20 protein-coding genes are annotated in these 18733 nt (G+C 60.0%); 8 read left to right on the top strand and 12 right to left on the bottom strand.

All coding sequences use genetic code 11. The features are described 5' to 3' along the window. Positions 1 to 17 precede the first annotated feature (17 nt). The 3 genes from MME58_RS18515 to MME58_RS18505 all read right to left on the bottom strand — a co-directional run bounded on the left by MME58_RS18515 (position 18) and on the right by MME58_RS18505 (position 3389). Positions 18 to 1007, bottom strand: coding sequence for an ABC transporter substrate-binding protein (locus MME58_RS18515; RefSeq protein ID WP_055006780.1), 990 nt, complete (start codon positions 1005 to 1007; stop codon positions 18 to 20). A gap of 187 nt (positions 1008 to 1194) precedes the next feature. Then, positions 1195 to 2778, bottom strand: a complete 1584-nt coding sequence (locus tag MME58_RS18510) for a rhodanese homology domain-containing protein (RefSeq protein ID WP_054986338.1) — start codon at positions 2776 to 2778, stop codon at positions 1195 to 1197. Then, positions 2775 to 3389, bottom strand: a complete 615-nt coding sequence (locus MME58_RS18505; RefSeq protein WP_122239027.1) for a cysteine dioxygenase family protein — start codon at positions 3387 to 3389, stop codon at positions 2775 to 2777. Before MME58_RS18505 ends, MME58_RS18510 begins: the two co-directional genes overlap by 4 nt. 219 nt (positions 3390 to 3608) lie before the next feature. On the opposite strand from MME58_RS18505, the gene MME58_RS18500 reads away from it, so the two are divergent. Then, positions 3609 to 4514: a LysR family transcriptional regulator gene (locus MME58_RS18500; RefSeq protein ID WP_055005716.1), complete on the top strand. Its 906-nt coding sequence runs from the start codon at positions 3609 to 3611 to the stop codon at positions 4512 to 4514. A 60-nt stretch (positions 4515 to 4574) separates the two neighbouring features. On the opposite strand, the gene MME58_RS18495 is transcribed toward MME58_RS18500, so the two are convergent. Then, entirely contained in the window at positions 4575 to 5663 is a 1089-nt protein-coding gene (locus MME58_RS18495; RefSeq protein WP_055005715.1) for an LLM class flavin-dependent oxidoreductase, read from the bottom strand. A 256-nt stretch (positions 5664 to 5919) separates the two neighbouring features. On the opposite strand from MME58_RS18495, the gene MME58_RS18490 reads away from it, so the two are divergent. The 4 genes from MME58_RS18490 to MME58_RS18475 all read left to right on the top strand — a co-directional run bounded on the left by MME58_RS18490 (position 5920) and on the right by MME58_RS18475 (position 8868). Continuing rightward, positions 5920 to 6777 (top strand): ABC transporter permease, encoded by an 858-nt coding sequence (locus MME58_RS18490; protein WP_055005714.1) that lies wholly within the window; start codon positions 5920 to 5922, stop codon positions 6775 to 6777. 2 nt (positions 6778 to 6779) lie between these two features. Further along, positions 6780 to 7601, top strand: a complete 822-nt coding sequence (locus tag MME58_RS18485) for an ABC transporter ATP-binding protein (protein WP_055005713.1) — start codon at positions 6780 to 6782, stop codon at positions 7599 to 7601. Positions 7602 to 7651: 50 nt separating this feature from the next. Next, on the top strand, positions 7652 to 7957 hold the full coding sequence (locus MME58_RS18480) for an Rdx family protein (protein WP_054986332.1): 306 nt from the start codon (positions 7652 to 7654) through the stop codon (positions 7955 to 7957). Positions 7958 to 8046: 89 nt separating this feature from the next. Next, entirely contained in the window at positions 8047 to 8868 is an 822-nt protein-coding gene (locus MME58_RS18475) for a UDP-2,3-diacylglucosamine diphosphatase (protein ID WP_055005712.1), read from the top strand. A gap of 10 nt (positions 8869 to 8878) precedes the next feature. Here the strand turns inward: MME58_RS18475 and MME58_RS18470 are convergent, their stop codons facing one another. Continuing rightward, positions 8879 to 9190: an Mpo1-like protein gene (locus MME58_RS18470; protein WP_054986330.1), complete on the bottom strand. Its 312-nt coding sequence runs from the start codon at positions 9188 to 9190 to the stop codon at positions 8879 to 8881. 1500 nt (positions 9191 to 10690) lie between these two features. Next, positions 10691 to 12145 (bottom strand): TrkH family potassium uptake protein, encoded by a 1455-nt coding sequence (locus MME58_RS18465; RefSeq protein ID WP_005755011.1) that lies wholly within the window; start codon positions 12143 to 12145, stop codon positions 10691 to 10693. Positions 12146 to 12318: 173 nt separating this feature from the next. Between MME58_RS18465 and MME58_RS18460 the strand changes: the two genes are divergently transcribed. After that, on the top strand, positions 12319 to 12879 hold the full coding sequence (locus MME58_RS18460; protein WP_054984936.1) for a nitroreductase family protein: 561 nt from the start codon (positions 12319 to 12321) through the stop codon (positions 12877 to 12879). 16 nt (positions 12880 to 12895) lie between these two features. Here the strand turns inward: MME58_RS18460 and MME58_RS18455 are convergent, their stop codons facing one another. The 6 genes from MME58_RS18455 to MME58_RS18430 form a co-directional block, all read right to left on the bottom strand. Continuing rightward, complete coding sequence (locus MME58_RS18455; RefSeq protein ID WP_054984935.1) at positions 12896 to 14245, bottom strand: sensor histidine kinase; 1350 nt, start codon at positions 14243 to 14245, stop codon at positions 12896 to 12898. Between the two features lie 86 nt (positions 14246 to 14331). Then, positions 14332 to 14817, bottom strand: a complete 486-nt coding sequence (locus tag MME58_RS18450) for a Spy/CpxP family protein refolding chaperone (protein ID WP_055006778.1) — start codon at positions 14815 to 14817, stop codon at positions 14332 to 14334. 156 nt (positions 14818 to 14973) lie between these two features. Further along, on the bottom strand, positions 14974 to 15651 hold the full coding sequence (locus MME58_RS18445) for a response regulator transcription factor (RefSeq protein WP_054984933.1): 678 nt from the start codon (positions 15649 to 15651) through the stop codon (positions 14974 to 14976). Between the two features lie 7 nt (positions 15652 to 15658). Continuing rightward, positions 15659 to 16072: an SH3 domain-containing protein gene (locus MME58_RS18440; RefSeq protein ID WP_054984932.1), complete on the bottom strand. Its 414-nt coding sequence runs from the start codon at positions 16070 to 16072 to the stop codon at positions 15659 to 15661. A gap of 143 nt (positions 16073 to 16215) precedes the next feature. Then, positions 16216 to 16515, bottom strand: a complete 300-nt coding sequence (locus MME58_RS18435) for a YciI family protein (protein ID WP_054984931.1) — start codon at positions 16513 to 16515, stop codon at positions 16216 to 16218. 1 nt (position 16516) lies between these two features. Beyond that, on the bottom strand, positions 16517 to 17113 hold the full coding sequence (locus MME58_RS18430; protein ID WP_054984930.1) for a septation protein A: 597 nt from the start codon (positions 17111 to 17113) through the stop codon (positions 16517 to 16519). A gap of 65 nt (positions 17114 to 17178) precedes the next feature. On the opposite strand from MME58_RS18430, the gene MME58_RS18425 reads away from it, so the two are divergent. Next, the gene (locus MME58_RS18425; RefSeq protein ID WP_055006777.1) at positions 17179 to 18042 is read left to right on the top strand and encodes a PHP domain-containing protein; all 864 of its coding nucleotides are present in this window, start codon (positions 17179 to 17181) and stop codon (positions 18040 to 18042) included. A gap of 13 nt (positions 18043 to 18055) precedes the next feature. Then, positions 18056 to 18685, top strand: a complete 630-nt coding sequence (locus MME58_RS18420; protein WP_122239333.1) for an L-threonylcarbamoyladenylate synthase — start codon at positions 18056 to 18058, stop codon at positions 18683 to 18685. Positions 18686 to 18733: the final 48 nt, after the last annotated feature.

Raw genomic sequence — 18733 nt, 5'->3', positions numbered from 1 at the left:
CAGCGGTTATGCAGCATTCATTGAGCAGCAGCCTGAGCGATCTGCGCGCGTGATGCGTTGAAGCTCTTGTCGAAGCCTGTGGAAACGTCAATCCGTCTGGTCAGGATGCCTTCGGCCAGGTAGGTGTCAGCGGTGTTTTGCAGGCCCTGGACAATCTGATCGTCAATCGGCGTGCGCTGCATTTTCGTCGCCTTGGCCACTGCCAGATGCACCGCCAATGGCAGGCCGGTGACCTTCGCCTGGGCAGCAGCATATTCTTCGGGGTGGGCATTGGACCAATTGAAGGCGCGCTCCACGCGAGCGACGAAATCATCCAGTTGGGCGCGTTTGCTTTCGATGGCTTTGCTGGTAGCAGCGAGGTAAAGGTGATTGCTCAACAGTTCGCTGCCACTGACCAGCACGCGAGCGTCACTTTGCGTGATGGAAATCGTGGTGTATGGGTCCCAGGTCGCCCAGGCATCGGCATCGCCGCTGTCCAGCAGCAGGCGCGATTCGCTGGGCAGCAGGTTGATAAAGGTGACGTCACTGGTTTTCAGCCCGGCCTCCTGCAAGGCGCGGATCGCCAGATAATGGCCGATGGAGCCACGTCCGGTGACGATACGTTTGCCTTTCAGGTCGGCAACGGTCTTGATCGGCGAGTCTTTCGGCACCAGCACCGCCGTGGTGAAGCGCCCCTGGGCGTGAGTGATGCTGACCACCTTCAACGACGCGCCCGCGCCCAGAGCGAATACATAGGGCGCATCACCCAGTGCACCGATATCCACAGCGCCCGCATTCAGTGCCTCTCCCAGAGGTGCCGCCGAGGGGAACTCGGAAAACTGGATCTCGTACGGCACATCTTTGAGTTCGCCGGAGACTTGCAACAGTATTTTCAGCAGTGACTTCTGATTGGCGACCAACAGCGGAGCCTGTTCGGCAGCCACCGCCTGCTGGCCTGCCAGCACACTGAGCAATGCGCCCAGCAACAGGCTTTTGAGGGCCAGGGGAAATTTCAAAAAAGGCAGCATTGAGGTGTTTCTCCATTGAGTTGATCGGTCGGCCAGACACTTGTCGTTCCTCACGCTCCAGCGTGGGAATGCCTTGGGTGACGCTCCGCGTCACAAATCCGCGCCGCACCGCAGGTTCACGGCTGGACGCGGAGCGTCCAGAAATGCGTGCCAGCGCTGAGCATTGGCACGATAGCCATGCACACGCTCAGATCACATGAAACCCATGTGTGCCGTCACGCCCTAGTTGTTCTACCAGGCCATACTCCCAGTCCAGATACGCCTGCATGGCTTCACGCGGCGCATCGGTGCCTTCATAAGGGCGGCGGTAGCGGTCGATGCGTGGCGAGGCCAGTCGGCTTTCGCCGTGCTCCAGTGGCTGACCGGCCTTGATCCAGCTGGCGGTGCCGCCGTCGAGCAGAAACACCGGTTTGTCGGTCAGGGCCTCGACATCGGCCACAGCAAAGCGCGCCAGACGGCTGCTGCCGCAGGTCAATACATAACGATCGGCGGCGGGTATCTTCTCCAGCGCCTGTTTGAGGTCGGCGCGCAAGGTCCACCAGGCACCGGGAATGTGCTGTTTGACATAGTTGGCGCTGGCCGTGAAGTCCAGCACCGCCACGTCCACCTGTGTCTGCCATTGAATGAGGGTCTCGACGCTGATCGCTTCCACATGTGGCGGTGTCGGGAAGGGCGCGTCCCAGTCACCCGGTTCGCTGAAATCTGTGGCCTCCAGATCATCGATCACCGCCACGTCCCAGCCCAGTTGCGCCAGCCACGAGGCCGACATGTTGGCGCGTACGCCATCGTCATCCAGCAGAACGATTCGTGCGCCGCGTACGCTGGCGAAATGATCGGTTTCCTGCACCAGCTGTCCGCCTGGAGTCGAGCGCGCACCGGGCAGATGGCCTTTGGCAAACTCTTCCGGGGTGCGTACATCGAACAGGTAGGTGGTGCGTGATGCCTCGGTTTGCCAGTGTTGCAGATCAGCGCGACTGGCCCGTTTGACACCGGCGCGGTCGGCGACCTTTTGCGCATCGGTACTGGCGGCCTCGCGGGTTTCTTCGCTGACCGCCGCAAAGCGCCGGTTCTGACCATGGTCCAGCGTCTGACCGGCGAGCAGCCAGCCAATCGTGCCATTGCGCAGGGCGCTGATCTGGTTGGGAAGCCCCGCGTTGACCAGCGACTGAGTGCCGATGATGCTGCGCGTGCGGCCAGCGCAGTTGACGATGATTCGCGTGTTCGGGTCCGGTGCCAGTTCCCGCGCCCGCAGTACCAGCTCGGCTCCCGGCACGCTGATGCCGCCGGGAATGCTCATGGTCTGGTATTCGTCAAAGCGCCGGGCATCCAGTACGACTACATCGGCGTTGCTGTCGAGCAGGGCCTTGACCTGTTCAGCCGCCAGCGACGGCGTGGCACGCTGATGCTCTACCAGTTCGCCAAACGCCTTGCTAGGCACATTCACGTCGATGAACAGCTCGCCGCCCGCGTCACGCCAGCCTTGCAGGCCACCTTCGAGCAGTTTGACGTTGCTGTAGCCCAGTGCCTGCAGACGTTGCAGGGCGACGTGCGCCAGGCCTTCGCCGTTGTCATACAGAGTCACGGCGGTATCACGGCGCGGAATTCGCGAGAAAACCTCCAGCTCCAGTTTCGACAGCGGGATGTTCACGGCAAACAACGGGTGAGCCTCGGCAAAGGGCGCTTCTTCACGTACGTCTACCAACGCCAATTCCTGGCGGTCCAGCAATGCCTGACGAACGTCGGCGAAAGATCGGGTGGCGGGTGTGGTCATCGGGCGGGGCTCCCTGTTGGCTGATCCTGATGGGGCGTGGCAGTACTGACGGCATTGGAATAGCCGGAGATAAAAAGCTTTTCGGTGCCGTCGAGGTCATAAACCGCACGCTTTACGGTGCCGATATCGGCACCGTAAACGTGGATGCTGATCGACACCTGGTCGTTGAAGGCATTGCTGACCTGATGGACATCGTTGCTGAGCGGTGACAGCGCCTCTACCTGGCCGGGTTGCAGGCGAATCGCCGGGCCATTGGTCTCGAAGCGTCCCTGGGTATTGCGGACATAGCCCTGCGAATGTTCTGCGCCACGCAGCATACCGATCAGGCCCCAGACGCGATGGTCATGAATCGGTGTGCGTTGCCCCGGTCCCCAGACAAAACTGACCACCGAAAAGCGTTGCTGTGGATCGGCATGCAAGAGAAATTGCTGATAGCGGCTTGGGTCCGGTATGGCAAATTCTTCTGCCAGCCAGTCATCATGGCTGACCAGCTGTGCCAGCAGCTTGCCGCCGCGACGCAACAGATCGCCTTCGTGCGGTTCGCTGCCAATCAGCTGAGTGAGCGCGTCGATAAAGGCCCCGAGTCGTTCCGGGTGTCGGTTCTGAGTCATGTCCATTTCCAGATCAGGGTCAAGGAATGGTTCGATATAAGCATAATATGGATATTTAATATGCTATTTTTTAATGATTAGGTTATAACGAAAACGTCTTTTACTTCCTTGCTGCACTGCGTGAAATCTAGCGCTTGGCTGTTGGACGGGCTATGAATGAACGCTTGTCAGGACTATGCTTTTTGCCTATGTCTTCTTTCTTTTTTATGTGCGGTCCGAATGAAAATTGATGATATCGATGCGTTCGTTGCAGTTATCCGCTGTCAGTCGATCAGCCATGCCGCTGAATCGCTGGATCTGACCCAGCCGGCCATCACTCGCCGGGTGCAGAATTTCGAGCAGGCCCTCGGGGTCGAGCTGTTCGACCGCAATACCAAACCGCTCAAGCCGACCCTGATGGGCACTCAGGTGTACCAGAAGTGCCTGGCGATCCTGCGCGAGATGGATTCGCTGCGTGAGCTAGTGGCCAGCGATACACCGCCCAGCGGTCTGCTGCGTCTGGGCGTACCGCAGACCATTGGTGATGTGGTGCTGCTCGATGCGCTCAAGCAATTGCGCGGCGAGTTTCCGGATCTGCGGGCTCAGGTCATCACCGGCTGGGGCAGCCACCTGATCGGCAAAATAGAAAACGGTGAGCTGGATGCCGCAGCGGCGCTGTTTCCGGCAGGCAAGATATTTCCGGAAAACATCGTGGGTCAGTCGATTGGCAAGATGGAGCTGGTGGTGGTCTGCGCCAAGGGCCTGGTGCCGAAAAAGCTCGGCAAGCTGGCGGACTGCTATGAGCAGGGCTGGGTGCTCAACCCTGACGGCTGCGGTTTTCGCGCAGGTTTGCAGCGTACGCTGAGCGATCAGGGGCTGAGCATGAAAGTCAATCTGGAAACGTTCGGCACCGAGCTGCAATTGGGGCTGGTGGCCGATGGCATGGGGTTGGGGCTGGTACCGAGGCCGTTGCTGGAGCGCAGTGCTCACTGCCAGCAACTGGTGGTGTTGCCGCTCAAGGACTTCAAGCCAGTGATGGATCTGTGGCTGTTCTACCCGCGCTTTCTCGGCAATCTGCAAGCGCCGGTCGAAGCCTTTGGCGCATTGGTGGCTCGCTCTCTCAAGCCGGTGTCAGCCGCCGCGTGAAAGGTCATTGCGGGCAGGCAGTCTTCAGTACGAAGCCTGGCCCGCCCGCAGGGCGTTGAATCAGGCGACCCGCTCGCGGGCCTGCTGTTCGCGCTGAGCCACCAGTGCGCGGGTCAGCGGGATCAGTTTTTTGCCGTAATCGATGGCGTCTTCCAGCGGATCGAAGCCGCGAATCAGGAAGGTGGTAATTCCCAGATCGTAGTAATCCAGCAGCGCTTCCGCGACCTGTTCCGGGGTGCCGACCAGCGACGTGGAATTGCCCTGCGCGCCTAGCAGACCGGCGATGCCTGTCCACAGTCGTTTGTCCAGACGCGAACCTTGCGCAGCGGCCGCCAGCAGGCGACGCGACCCTTCGTTGGGTGGCTCGCGACGGATAAAGCCGTTGTGGTCTGCCAGTGCCTTGGCTTTTTCCAGAATGCTGTCGGCACGCGCCCAGGCCTGTTCTTCGGTCTCGGCCAGAATCGGTCGCAATGACAGGCTGAAGCGAATGGTCCGCCCATGTCTGGCGGCTTCGGCGCGCACCTGCTTGACGACATCGCGTACCTGTTCGTACGTCTCACCCCACAACGCGTAGACGTCGGCGTGTTTGCCCGCCACCGCAATCGCGGCTGCCGAGGAGCCGCCGAAGTACAGGGGGATATGTGGCTGCTGCGGGGATTTGACCAGCGAGTGCGCGCCCTCGAACTGGTAGTAGGTGCCCTGATGATCGAACGGCTTGTCGCTGGTCCATTCCTGACGTACTACGCTGAGGTATTCGTCGCTGCGTGCGTAGCGTTCGTCCTTGCCGATGTGGCTGCCGTCAGCGCGCAGTTCCTTGTCGTCGCCGCCGGTGATGATATGTACCGCCGTGCGCCCGCCATTGAAGACGTCCAGCGTCGCAAACTGCCGTGCAGCCACGGTGGGAGAGATGAAGCCGGGGCGATGGGCAACGAGGAACTTCAATGAGCTGGTCACGCTGGCGGCATGCGCCGCGACCAGGGTGCTGTCCGGGCTGTTGGAGTGGTAGGCGATCAGCGCACGATCAAAGCCTGCGTCTTCATGAGCCTTGGCCACTGTCTTCACGTAGTCGGGCTGGACAGTCGCGCCGCTGCGCGGGTGGATTTCAGAACCGGGTTGCGTGGCGATATAGCCAATGAATTCGATGCTCATGAGTACTCCTGCCAATGGTTGAGGTCCGTTCGACCTTGTCGAGAAGCACCATAAAGGCAAGCAGCCAAGGCTGTGAAATTCGATTTCGGTCTAAGTTAATTATAAAAAATATGCATCATCTGTTTTGATTTTAATCAAATATTTTGACTATTAGCTTAGGTCTAAATCGAATTTCACGCGATTTTCTTATGCAATTAGCATGTGTCCATACTGCATCGGGTGTGCTTTACCCGGTTTGCTCAGGAAGGATGCGCCCATGTCTGACACAACGCTCAAACCACTCGAATCCGGTTTTCTGGTGATCAACAAGCCTGCACAACGCCGCGCTTCTGAACAGCGTCGCCAGCGCCGGCAGGTGCCGGGATCTGTATTGCGTCTGCTCAGCCCGCTGGCGCTGTTGCTGTTCTGGGAACTGGCCTCGCAAACCGGTTTGCTGCCCGTCAGGGTGATTGCCGCTCCGTCGCAGATAGGCGGCACGCTGTGGTCGATGATCCTCTCGGGCGAGTTGGCCCGCCATCTATGGGTTTCTCTGCAGCGGGCGCTCCTGGGGTTGAGCATCGGCGTCAGCATCGGGGTTGTTGCTGCGCTGGTAAGCGGGCTGTCTCGGCGCGGTGAAATCGTTCTCGACTCGCCGATGCAAATGCTGCGCACTATTCCTTCGCTGGCACTGGTGCCACTGTTCATTCTTTGGTTCGGCATTGGCGAGTTCACCAAAGTGGCGCTGATCGTGATGGGTACTACCTTTCCGGTTTACCTGAACCTGTTTTCCGGTATCCGCAACATCGACCCTAAACTGATCGAGGCCGCGAACACGTTGGGATTGAGCCGTCGTGAACTGATCTGGCACGTCATTCTGCCCGGCTCGTTGCCGTCATTTTTCGTCGGGCTGCGCTACTCGCTGGGTATTTCCTGGCTGGCACTGGTATTTGTCGAGCAGATCAACACCACCGCAGGCATCGGCTATCTCGCCAGCGATGCGCGGGACTTCATGCGCACGGATGTAATCGTTATCTGCCTGTTGATCTACAGCGTCCTTGGCCTGGTGATCGACGGCATCATTCGCACGCTGGAGCGCTATGCTCTGGCCTGGCGACCGACCTTTGTGAGGCATTGAGCATGGCAACGCCTGATTTGCGCAACATCTCCTCCGTCACGAACGAAGCTGCTCAGGCACCGGTACAACTGCGCAATGTGGTCCGCCAGTTTGGTCGGCAGCGGGTGATTGACGGGCTGGATCTGGACATCGCAGCGGGTGAATTTGTCGCGTTGCTGGGTGCCAGCGGTTCCGGCAAAACCACTTTGCTGCGTACCCTGGCCGGGCTGGATGAGATCGACAGCGGCGAGTTGCGTGTACCGGCAGCGCGTTCAGCGGTGTTTCAGGAGCCGCGGCTGATGCCGTGGAAAAGTGCCTGGAAAAACGTGATTCTCGGCCTGCGCGTCAACGATGCCAAGGCACGCGCCGAAGCGGCGTTGACCGAGGTCGGCCTGGCCCACCGTCTGAATGCCTTCCCGGCGACGCTGTCCGGCGGAGAGGCACAGCGCGTAGCGCTGGCACGGGGGCTGGTCCGTGAGCCCGAATTGCTGCTGCTCGACGAGCCATTTGCCGCACTGGATGCCTTGACCCGCATCCGCATGCATCAACTGATCATTGATCTGTGGCGCAAGCACACCCCGGCGGTGCTGTTGGTGACCCACGATGTCGATGAGGCGATCTTGCTCGCCGATCGGGTCATCGTGCTGGCCGACGGTAAGATTGCCGATGATATACGTGTCGACCTGTCGCGCCAGCGTGACAGCGGCCAGCCCGGATTTCAGGCGATTCGCAGCCGCTTGCTGGGTGTGCTGGGCGTAAAAGCGCAGGCTGCCGACACGGCGGCGCAGGAGCCCACTCAGGACGTGACGCTCAGCGCATTGCGTCGTGTCGCCAATGCTCGTTGATCCTGCATCGGGTGCGTATCATGGGCGTCTGAATTTCTGGAGGGGTGCCCATGTCTGCCGAAAAGCCTGAAGTCGTCATCACCTATTGCATCCAGTGCCAGTGGTTATTACGCGCTGCCTGGCTCGCTCAGGAGCTGTTGAGCACTTTCGGCGATGATCTGGGCAAGGTCTCGTTACAACCGGGCACCGGTGGCGTTTTTCGTATCACGTGCGACGGCGTACAACTCTGGGAGCGCAAGGCCGACGGCGGTTTTCCCGAGGCCAAGGTGCTCAAGCAGCGTCTTCGAGACCAGATCGATCCGGCCCGTGATCTTGGCCACAACGACCGTCATTCTCCTGCCAGTCCTGAGGAATAAGGGCGACTGTCACGACATCGCCATTCACATGTCACATTCGGTTAACCGGCATGCTCCATTCTCGTGGAAACCCTGCCGGAGGTCGCCTCATGACCAGCGCTCAGCTCGCCACACCCAGCCGCAAACAACGCGTGCGGACCTTGTGGATTTCCGACGTTCACCTGGGCACGCGCGACTGCCAGGCCGAGCACTTGTCTGCGTTCCTCAAGCGCTATCAGGCTGACAAGGTCTACCTGGTCGGCGATATCATCGACGGCTGGAAACTGCGCGGCGGCATGTACTGGCCGCAGGCGCACACCAATGTGATTCGCCGGCTGCTGACCATGAGCAAGCGCGGCACGGAAGTGATCTATGTCACCGGCAATCACGACGAGTTTCTGCGTCGTTACTCCAAACTGGTGCTGGGCAATATTCAGTTGGTGGACGAGGTCGAGCACGTGACCGCCGATGGACGTCGTTTTCTGGTCATCCACGGCGACCAGTTCGACGTGATCACCCGCTATCATCGCTGGCTGGCCTTTCTGGGCGACTCGGCCTATGAATTCACCCTGACCCTGAACCGCTGGCTGAACCACTGGCGCGCCAGATACGGCTATGGCTACTGGTCACTGTCGGCGTACCTGAAGCACAAGGTCAAAAGCGCGGTGAACTTCATCAGCGATTTCGAGGAAGCCATCGCTCACGAATGCGTGAAGCGCGGGCTGGACGGGGTTGTTTGCGGGCATATCCACCATGCGGAAATCCGCCAGGTAGGCGGCGTGGAATACCTCAATTGCGGTGACTGGGTTGAATCCTGCACCGCCCTGATCGAGCACCTGGACGGCAGTATCGAACTGTTCCGCCTGGCGGATGCGCACTTGAAAGCCAGCCAGGCAGTGGTTCAGGAGCCGGTCAGCGAAACGGCTGTCTGAAGCAACCGGCCTAGAATGGCACCTTGCCCAACAGCATGTCGCGGTACATCACGAAGTCGCCGAGCAAACTGTAAAAAGGATGCTTGAACGTGGCCGGACGGTTCTTCTCGAAAAAGAAATGCCCGGCCCAGGCGAAGCCATAACCTGCGACCGGCAGTAGCCATAACAACCACCATCGACCGCTGCCCACACCGAATGCCAGCAGGAAAATCACCAAAGAAGTACCGACAAAGTGCAGACGTCGACTGGTACTGCTGCTGTGCTCGGCAAGATAAAAGGGATAGAACTCGGCAAAGCTCGAAAAACGCTTGATGGAATCCACGTTGCCTGTCCTCGTGCGGGGTCTTGTTGTTATACACAAATTTAGCCGACTGTCGTACCGATGTGGAGTATTCGATTACCGTGCCAATCCACCGCGTTGGCATAATGGTCAAAAGCCGACCCGAGTCGGACCCCTATCCCCCTGATACCCCAGAACCGCCGTGTGACGCAGAGCGTCACGAATTGCATGCCGACGCGGAGCGTCGGCACGATAGTCATCAGCTTTCGCCCCGTGCCTTTAACCACACTGCTCTAAAACGCTTTTTACCGCGATGGCACAAACGACGCCGGTTGCGACGTAAGTGACGGCTGAGTCCTGGCGCTGATCCGTGGGTAGCCTGGCAGGACGCCAGGCTAGCCGCACCGGGCCATGGATGGCCCGTTGCGGCGCCCCGCGGATCAGCGTCAGGGCGAAGGAACCCGACGAAGTCGGGCCGGAAACGGAGCTGGGACTTTGCTTACTTTGGTCCCTCAAAGTGAGTCGCCGAGTGGCGAAAAGCCGACCCGAGTCGAACCCCAATCCCCCTGACACCCCAGAACCGCCGTGTGACGCAGAGCGTCACGAACTGCATGCCGACGCGGAGCGTCGGCACGATAGTCAAGGTCATGCCTTGCACACAGCCGCTGCCAACGCAATGCTTTTCAACCACGATGGCACAGACGACGCAGAGTGCGACGTAAGTGACGGCTGAGTCCTGGCGCTGATCCGGGGGTAGCCTGGCAGGACGCCAGGCTAGCCGCACCGGGCCATGGATGGCCCGTTGCGGCGACCCGCGGATCAGTGACAGGACGAAGGAACCCGACGCAGTCGGGCCGGAAACGGAGCCAGGGGCTTTGGTTACTTTGGCCCCATCAAAGTAACTCGCCGAGGGGCGAAAAGCCGACCTGAGTCGAACCCCAGTCCACCTGACACCACAGAACCGCTTTGTGACGCAGAGCGTCACGAACTGCATGCCGACGCGGAGCGTCGGCACGATAGCCATCAGCTTTTGGCCCCATCAAAGTAACTCGCCGAGGGGCGAAAAGCCGACCCAGTCGAACCCCAATCCCCTTGACACCCCAGAACCGCCGTGTGACGCAGAGCGTCACGAACTGCGTGCCGACGCGGAGCGTCGGCACGATAGTCATCAGCTTTGGCTCCATCAAAGTAACTCGCCGAGGGGCGAAGCCGACCCGAGTCGACCCCCAATCCATCTGACATCACAGAACCGCCGTGTGACGCAGAACGTCACGAACTGCATGCCCACGCGGAGCGCCGGCACGATAGTCATCAGCTTTGGCCCCATCAAAGTAACTCGCCGAGGGGCGAAAAGCTGACCCGAGCCGAACCCCAATCCCCCTGACACCCCAGAACCGCCGTGTGACGCAGAACGTCACGAACTGCATGCCCACGCGGAGCGTCGGCACGATAATCAAAGGCTGACCTGAGTCGAACCCCAATTACCACGCGGAACGATAAAAAGCCCCGACTTTCCGGGCTCTTCAAGCGTGCTCCCAGACCTCAATGCCGCCAGAACGCAGGCACACATAGCACCAGCACAGTGATAATCTCAAGGCGGCCAAGCAGCATGCCACCGGACAGAATCCACTTGGCCGCATCCGGCAAAGTGGAGAAGTTACCAGCAGGCCCAATGACCTCACCCAGCCCTGGCCCCACGCCGGAGACCGTGCTGGCGGCACCGGTCAGCGCCGTCATCCAGTCCAGCCCGAGCAGCGAAAGCATCAGCGCAATCAGGCAGATGGTGATCGTGAAGAAAAACGAAAAGGTCAGAATCGAGCGGACGATTTCGTCATCCAGTCGATGGCCGTTGTATTTCTGCTTCATCACGGCACGTGGATGGATCAGCTGATTGAGGTTGGTCTTGAGCAGAATGTAGGCCACCTGAAAGCGGAAGATCTTCACCCCGCCCGCGGTCGAGCCAGAACAGCCCCCGATGAAGCCCAGATAGAAAAACAGCATCAGCGAGAAATTGCCCCACAGACTGTAGTCTCCGAGCGCAAAACCCGTTGTGGTCACCACCGACGTCACATTCAGCGCCACGTGGCGCAGCGCCTCGGTCCATGGCAGGTCGGTGGTATTGGCGTACCAGACGGTCATCACCAGCCACGTGACCAACAGCAGACCGATCAGCCCTTGCACCTGTTCGTCCTTGATCAACGCCTTGCGGTTGCCACGCAAGGTCGCGACATACAGCGTAAAGGGCAGGCTGCCGAGGATCATCACCACAATCGCAACCCAGTGCACCGCAGGCTGTGGCCATTTGGCCAGCGACAGGTCCGAAGTGGAGAACCCGCCCGTGGAAATTGCCGACATCGCGTGGTTGATCGCATCGAACAGGCTCATGCCCGCCGCCCAGAAGGCCAGGCTGCCCAGCGCGGTAAAACCCACGTAGGCCAGCACGATGAACTTGGCCACCATGTGCGAGCGGGGCATGACCTTTTCCGAGCGGTCCGAGGATTCGGTTTGAAACAACCGCATGCCGCCAATGCGCAGCAATGGCAGAATTGCCACGGCCATACCGATGAAACCGATGCCGCCAAGCCAGTGCAGCATCGAACGCCAGATCAGAATGCCCGGGGACATGCTGTCCAGGTGGCTGAGCACTGTCGAACCTGTGGCAGTGATGCCTGACATGCTTTCAAAGAACGAATCGGTGTAACTGATGTGCTGGGTCAGCAAAAAGGGCAGGGCGGCGAAGATACACACCACGATCCAGCTGGAAACCGTGAGCATGTACATGTCCCGAGGGCGCAACTGGACATTGTCGGGGCGTCCGGGCACCACCAGCGCCAGGCCGGCGATGAAGGTGATCGCGCTGGCCCACAAAAACTCGCGCAGGTCTTCGAAACGGTCGTAAATGACCAGCGTGGCCATGGGCACAATCATGGCCACAGCCAGGGTGATCAGGAAGATGCCGATAATGAAACCGATGATACGCAGGGTCGGCAACGACATGAATGGCTCTGGCAGGTATGAGGAAAGGCGCCATTCTACCTGCGGTTGAAGGCATGTAAACCAGTGCGGCCGGGGACAAGGCCAGACCGCACGGGTAAGGAATTGTCTGTCGCGCTCGTTATTGACGGTAAACAGGCTCTAGAATGCTCGATCACTTTTCAAGGAGACAGCCCATGCAGGCGCTCGACGTTTTGCTCAATCGCGTATCGGTTCCGCGACTGGTCGACCCGGCCCCGGATACTGCACAGCGGGAAATCATGTTTGGTGCTGCATTGCGCTCGCCGGATCATGGACAGCTCAAGCCGTATCGTTTCCTGACAGTCGAAGGCCCGGCCCGTGAGCGCATGGGCGAGTTACTGGTGCAAGCGCTGCAGCACAGTGGTGCTGAAGTGACCCCGCAAGCGTTGGAAAAAGCTCGTCTTGGTCCCTTGCGCGCGCCCTTGGTCGTGGTCGTGATCGCTCGCTTGCAGGACCATTTCAAAGTCCCGCGGTCGGAACAACTGATCACCGCCGGGTGCGCTGCTCACGGAGTGCTGCTGGCCGCCTATGCACTGGGGGTCGGCGCGGTCTGGAGAACTGGCGAGTTGTCCTATGCGCCGCAGGTTGCCAAAGGCTTCGGGCTTGAGGCCGACGAGCAAGTGATTGGCTTTCTGTACCTGGGGACACCCTTGAACCCACCGCGCGAAGCGCCAAAAGTCGACGTCGGCGGGTTTGTCAGCGAGTGGCAGGGCTAGCCTTTTACGCAAGAGACTAGGCAGATGATGAACTGAGCGGCTCTCTGGGCAGATCCAGCGTGGCGATAAACCCGCCATCCGGGTGATTGCCCATAACCAGACTGCCGCCATGTCGTTCCGCTGCACGCCTGGCAATCGCCAGTCCCAGACCGTGGCCGGGTGTCGTCTGGCCGGGCGCGCGATAAAACGGCTCGCCCAGTTGCGCGAGATGCTCATCGGCAACTCCCGGGCCGTGATCGCGAACGCTCAGACGGACCAGATTGTCGACCTGGCTCGCCTGCAGATCGATCCGCCCCCCTGGCGGGTTGAAGCGCACAGCGTTGCGCAGCAGGTTGTCCAGAGCCCGCTCGATCATGTCCGGCCAGCCCTTCAGGTGCAGGTCGCTCTGTACCTCGACGCGAATGTTCTGGTCGACCCCGTCCAGTTGTGTGTCGTTCTTCAGGCGCTGCAGCAGTGAATCGAGGTCAACTGTTTCAGGGCCACGAAGCTCTGCGTCGAGGCGCGCCAGCGCCAGAATTTCGCTGATCAACGCTTCCAGTCGGTCGCATTCACGGCTCAAGCGCGGCCACAGTTTGTCCCGCTCGGCGGGCTCCGCACGTTCAGCCAGCGCCAGCGCAATGCGCAGTCGGGCCAGCGGTGAGCGCAATTCATGGGACACATCGCGCAACAGCTGGCGCTGGCTGCCGATCAGGCTTTGCAGGCGCGCGCCCATGCGGTTGAAGTCCTTGGCCAAGACGCCGAATTCGTCACGCCGGTTGGCCAACTGGCCGAGGCTGTGCTGCTGATAGCTGGTTTGCCCCAGATCGTGCACTGCGCCACGCAGGCGGCTCAGCGGTCGGGTGATCGACAACGTCACGAACAGGCTGAACAGGGTCAGAACCACCAGTGCGATGCCCAGCGCACTCAATGGCCACATCAGGCTCTGGCGATGCCACTCGTCGAGCTCCGGGTGCGGAACGCGATAGATGAACAGATAGGTTTCGCCGGTCTTCGGGCTGCTGTATTCGGTGGCAAGGCGGCGCCAGGGCAGTTTACGCCCCTGATCCTCGTCGGCCTGTTGCCGGGCCTCCAGCGCTGCGGCGCGGGGCGGGAAAGTGCCACGGACCATCGGTTCGCCGCTGTCGCTGAGCACCTGGACGTCGATGCGATTGCGCCGCTTGATGTCCTGAAGGAATTCCTGAGCATTGTCCGCGCCCTGTTCCTCGAAGCGCTGTGTCCATTGTTCCGGCAATGAGTTGAGCACAGGGTGACGACTGAGGATCCACGCATCCTGATTAAGCATATGCCCGACGAGTACCGACAGACCTCCCACCAGAGCAATGGCCAGCCAGAAGCTGGCCAGGATTCGCCAGAACAATGAACGCACGGGATTTCCTCGGTCTCAGTAAAAAAGCCCGGCATGCGTGCGCATGCCGGGTTGTGTTCAACTCATCGGGCCGCGAGGCCTGATGGTTACTGCGCTTTTGCTGCTTTTGCCGCTTTCCAGGCCTTGAATTCGGCCCATTCGGCGCGACGCTCATCTTCTTTCTTTTTGATTTCGTCGAACTGCTTCTGCTGTTCAGGCTGGAGCAGTGCGCGAATCTCGCTGTCTGTCTTGGAGCGCTTGGCTTCGATTTCGTCGTGCATTGCCTTCTGGTCGGCAGCAGGCATTTTTTCCAGGTAGCTTTGGGTGATTTCGCGGCGCTCGTGTCTCTGCTCGCGCATCAAGCGTTCGATCTGCTGGCGCTGTTCACGTGTCAGGTCCAGCTCACCCAGAGGTCCCATCGGGCCTGGGCCGCGACGCATGCCTGGGCCTGGGCCTGGGCCGCGGTCATCCCGCTCGATGTGCATGCCGGGTCCATCGGCGTCCGGACCACCAGCAGGTGGCGGTGGTGGTGCGGCCATGGCGATGGTAGGCAGGGCAGTGGCAAACATCAAAGCGATCAGGGTCTTGCGCATGGTGTATCTCCTTGTCTCTAGTGCGGCTCGATGCCGATGAGCCCAGTTTAGGGAGATCAAGGTCAAGCGCAGTCAGCGCTTGGTAAAGCTTGTGTAAGGGCGGCTGCCAACCGTCAGCTACAAAACGCTCTGCTTTGACTTGAAGCTTGCCGCTGCTCAAAGAGCGTAATAATAGCCGCGACTGCGCAGTGCGACGATGCGTGGACGGCCATCGGCGTGAGGGCCGATTTTCTTGCGCAGGTTGCTGACGTGCATGTCCAGGCTGCGGTCATAGAGCGTCAGTTTGCGACCCAGCGCCAGTTGCGCCAGTTCCTGTTTGTCCAGCGGCTCGCCGGGCTGACGCATGAGTGCCTCAAGCAGACGGCTCTCGGATACTGTGAGGGTCAGTTCCTTTTCATCGACACTCACCACCCCGCGCATCGGGCTGAAGGTCAGGTCGCCCAGTTCGAGCTGTGTGGAAGACGCCACCGGATGACTGCGACGCAGCACGGCGCGCAGGCGGGCGGTCAGTTCGCGAGGGTCGCAGGGTTTTGCCAGGTAATCGTCAGCACCCAACTCCAGACCCAGAATACGGTCCAGCGGCTCGCCGCGTGCCGAGAGCATGACCACCGGCAGGTCAGGATGGTCGGCGCGCAGTTGCTTGAGTAATTCCAGGCCGCTGCCATCGGGCAGCATCACGTCCAGTACCACGGCAGCCGGCGCTGCGTCGGCCAATGCCTGACGCGCGCTGGTCCCGTCGTGACAGGCGCGCACTTGAAAACCTTCCTGGCTCAACCAACTGCTCAGCAGTTCGCACAGCTCCTGATCATCATCGATTAGTAACAGCTCGCTCATGACTCACTCAATTTAGCCACTGCCGACGTTGCTTACGCCAGCCGCTGACCAATATACCGCACAGAAGGGCGAACATCGCAACGCCACCGCCTGCGACGAACCATTGTTGTTGCTCTGTCAGCAAGCGCGGAGGCGCAGCCGACAGTGCTTCTTTGAGCTGCAACTTGAGCTTTTGGTTCTCTTGACGCAAGCGTGTCAGCAGGGCGTTGTTGCGTTCCTGATCGACGTTCTGCAATTGGCGTGTCAACTCGTCGCGCTGACCCTCGCTGTCCTTGAGGCGCAACTGGAGGTCAGCAATCTGGCTGGCAGGGCTGGGCAGATGCAAAGGCTGCACTGCGCCGCTTTCATTAACAGTCTCGGCGTTTACCTGAAACCCCGATGCCATCAACATTGCCAACAGACACCACATACCTGAACGCATCTGAACTCCCTTTTACCGAGCCGTGTAAATTCGCACATTGAGCAGGTTATCGGCAGGGTGTCGGGAAGGATGAATGAAGGGCGGTGGTGCAACACGGCTCTGCCTCGATGGGCAGAGCGTGTCAGGGATATCCGGAGGCGGGATCAGGGCATGACTTGCTTGAACGGCTTGACCACGACATTGGCATAGACGCCCGCTGCAACGTATGGGTCGGCATCGGCCCATGTTTTGGCAGCGCTCAAGGATTCAAACTCGGCAACGACCAGGCTGCCACTGAAACCGGCGGTCCCCGGGTCATTGCTGTCGACTGCCGGATGTGGGCCGGCCAGCACCAGACGGCCTTCGCTCTTGAGCTCGATCAGGCGTTCCAGGTGGGCAGGGCGCACGCCGAGGCGTTTTTCCAGCGAGTTCTCGACGTCGGTGGCGATGATAGCGTAGAGCATGTCAGTCCTCGGATTTGGTCGTATTGGGGGCGGTGTCGTGCAGGTGGCGTGACAGGTAGATCCCTTGGCCAACCAGGAAGATCAGGGTCATGCCCAGGCTGCCGAATACTTTGAAGTCGACCCAGAATTCCTGATAAGTGAAGGCCACGTACAGGTTGGCGGCGCCACAGAACAGGAAGAAGACGATCCAGGCGATGTTGAGCCGGGTCCAGATAGCTGCTGGCAACGTCAATGCGTGCCCCATGATGCGCTGGATAAGCGGACGGTCACCGATGAAATGACTGCCGGCGAACGCTACGGCAAACAGCCAGTTGACTACCGGCGCTTTCCATTTCAGGAATGTTTCGCTGTGAAAGGCAAGGGTCAGGCTGCCGAATACCAGACAGGCAACCAGCGTGAGCCACTGGCTTTTTTCAAGCTTGCGCTGTTTGACGTAAAGAATGCCGTAGACCACCACCGAACTGATGATCAGCATCGCCGTTGCGCTGAAAATGCCGCCTACCATATAGGTATTGCCGAGGATATCCACGGCACGCGGCTCGGTTTTGTAAACGAGGAAAAACAGGAGCAGCGGGATGAAGTCGATGAATTGTTTCACAATGGCAGCCAGAAGCAGGATGTGGCGGCATAATAACAAACATCAATGAACACGAAAGCACCACTATGAATGTCGACCTGCACTGCCACAGCACCGCTTCCGACGGGGCGCTCTCGCCCACGGCACTGGTTGCCCGTGCTCATGAAAACGGCGTGCGCGTCCTTTCGCTGACCGACCACGATACCCTTGAAGGGCTTGAAGAAGCCCGCGCGGCAGCGCATTCATTGGGCATGCAACTGGTCAATGGGGTGGAACTGTCCTGCACCTGGGGCGGTGCGACCATCCATATTCTGGGCTACGGCTTCGATACGCAGGCCCCGGCGCTGACCGACGCCATCGTCCGTTTGCATGAGGGGCGCTGGCTGCGCGCAGAAGAAATCAGCCGTAAATTGGCGATCAAAGGTATGCCTGGTGCGCTGGAAGGTGCTCGCGCGATCCAGCAGGAACTGGGCGACAGCGGTAATGCGCCCGCACGGCCGCATTTTGCCGACTTCATGGTCAGGGCCGGTTTCGTCAAGGACCGCGCCGAGGCGTTTCGCAAATGGCTGGGGGCGGGCAAACTGGGCGATGTGAAGCAGCACTGGCCGACTCTGGAAGACACCGTCGCCACTTTGCGTGCCTCGGGCGCATGGGTCAGCCTTGCGCATCCTTCACATTATGACTTTACCCGCAGTAAACGGCGTAAACTGGTCGGCGATTTCGTCCTGGCCGGTGGGCACGCCATAGAAGTGGTCAATGGCATGCAGCCTGCCGATCAGGTCGGCACCCTGGCCATCCTTGCACGCGAGTTCGGTCTGCTGGTTACCGCCGGCAGCGACTTCCACGGTCCTGGCAATTGGGGTGAAATCGGTACTTATCGCCCCGTGCCTGAGGATCTACCGCCTTTGTGGTGCAGATTCAAATATGAACAGCCTACTGCCGCCGTCTGAACAGGAAGTTACCGTGAGTCAATTTTTCCAGGTCCATCCGGAAAACCCGCAGCCGCGCCTGATCAAACAGGCCGCTGAAATCATCAAGGCCGGCGGGCTGGTGGTGTACCCGACAGATTCGTCCTATGCACTGGGTTGCCAGATCGGCGACAAGAGTGCCATCGAGCGTATCCGCCGCCTGCGTCAGCTGGACGACAAGCACAACTTCACCCTGATGTGCTGCGACCTGTCGCAACTGGGGTTGTTTGCCAAGGTCGACACCGGCGCGTTCCGTGCCCTCAAGGCGCATACGCCCGGCCCTTACACCTTTATCCTCAACGCCACCCGCGAAGTGCCGCGTCTGGTGCTGCACCCCAAGCGGCGCACCATTGGTCTGCGGGTGCCCAGCCACCCCATCGCCCAGGCCCTGCTCGAGCAACTGGGCGAACCGCTGATGAGCGTCAGCCTGATCATGCCGGGCGACACTGTGCCTCTCAGCGATCCCTACGAGATGCGCCAGATTCTCGAGCATCAGGTGGACCTGATCATAGATGGCGGAATCGGCGGTATTTCGGCGTCTACGGTTATCAATCTGGCCGGCGGAGATCCCGAAGTCGTTCGTGTCGGTTGCGGTGATCCATCACCTTTCGGTGAACGCGCTTAATGACCGTCGTCGAGGCAGTGGACAGCCAGGCAGACGCCCAGCAGGAGC

Origin of the sequence: Pseudomonas syringae pv. tagetis, assembly GCF_022557255.1 — a bacterium.
Taxonomy (GTDB): Bacteria; Pseudomonadota; Gammaproteobacteria; order Pseudomonadales; family Pseudomonadaceae; genus Aquipseudomonas; species Aquipseudomonas caricapapayae.
The sequence above is the reverse complement of the archived record's forward strand: the minus strand, read 5'-3'. Positions and strand labels throughout refer to the sequence as shown.

What these genes read in the sequence shown, in the direction of transcription:
- MME58_RS18460 (WP_054984936.1), top strand. Translation starts at nt 12,319, where the DNA reads ATGCAGGCGCTCGACGTTTTGCTCAATCGCGTATCGGTTCCGCGACTG.
- MME58_RS18475 (WP_055005712.1), top strand. Translation starts at nt 8,047, where the DNA reads ATGACCAGCGCTCAGCTCGCCACACCCAGCCGCAAACAACGCGTGCGG.
- MME58_RS18425 (WP_055006777.1), top strand. Translation starts at nt 17,179, where the DNA reads ATGAATGTCGACCTGCACTGCCACAGCACCGCTTCCGACGGGGCGCTC.
- MME58_RS18495 (WP_055005715.1), bottom strand. Translation starts at nt 5,663, where the DNA reads ATGAGCATCGAATTCATTGGCTATATCGCCACGCAACCCGGTTCTGAA.
- MME58_RS18485 (WP_055005713.1), top strand. Translation starts at nt 6,780, where the DNA reads ATGGCAACGCCTGATTTGCGCAACATCTCCTCCGTCACGAACGAAGCT.
- MME58_RS18510 (WP_054986338.1), bottom strand. Translation starts at nt 2,778, where the DNA reads ATGACCACACCCGCCACCCGATCTTTCGCCGACGTTCGTCAGGCATTG.
- MME58_RS18480 (WP_054986332.1), top strand. Translation starts at nt 7,652, where the DNA reads ATGTCTGCCGAAAAGCCTGAAGTCGTCATCACCTATTGCATCCAGTGC.
- MME58_RS18440 (WP_054984932.1), bottom strand. Translation starts at nt 16,072, where the DNA reads ATGCGTTCAGGTATGTGGTGTCTGTTGGCAATGTTGATGGCATCGGGG.
- MME58_RS18515 (WP_055006780.1), bottom strand. Translation starts at nt 1,007, where the DNA reads ATGCTGCCTTTTTTGAAATTTCCCCTGGCCCTCAAAAGCCTGTTGCTG.
- MME58_RS18445 (WP_054984933.1), bottom strand. Translation starts at nt 15,651, where the DNA reads ATGAGCGAGCTGTTACTAATCGATGATGATCAGGAGCTGTGCGAACTG.
- MME58_RS18465 (WP_005755011.1), bottom strand. Translation starts at nt 12,145, where the DNA reads ATGTCGTTGCCGACCCTGCGTATCATCGGTTTCATTATCGGCATCTTC.
- MME58_RS18435 (WP_054984931.1), bottom strand. Translation starts at nt 16,515, where the DNA reads ATGCTCTACGCTATCATCGCCACCGACGTCGAGAACTCGCTGGAAAAA.
- MME58_RS18500 (WP_055005716.1), top strand. Translation starts at nt 3,609, where the DNA reads ATGAAAATTGATGATATCGATGCGTTCGTTGCAGTTATCCGCTGTCAG.
- MME58_RS18505 (WP_122239027.1), bottom strand. Translation starts at nt 3,389, where the DNA reads ATGACTCAGAACCGACACCCGGAACGACTCGGGGCCTTTATCGACGCG.
- MME58_RS18450 (WP_055006778.1), bottom strand. Translation starts at nt 14,817, where the DNA reads ATGCGCAAGACCCTGATCGCTTTGATGTTTGCCACTGCCCTGCCTACC.
- MME58_RS18490 (WP_055005714.1), top strand. Translation starts at nt 5,920, where the DNA reads ATGTCTGACACAACGCTCAAACCACTCGAATCCGGTTTTCTGGTGATC.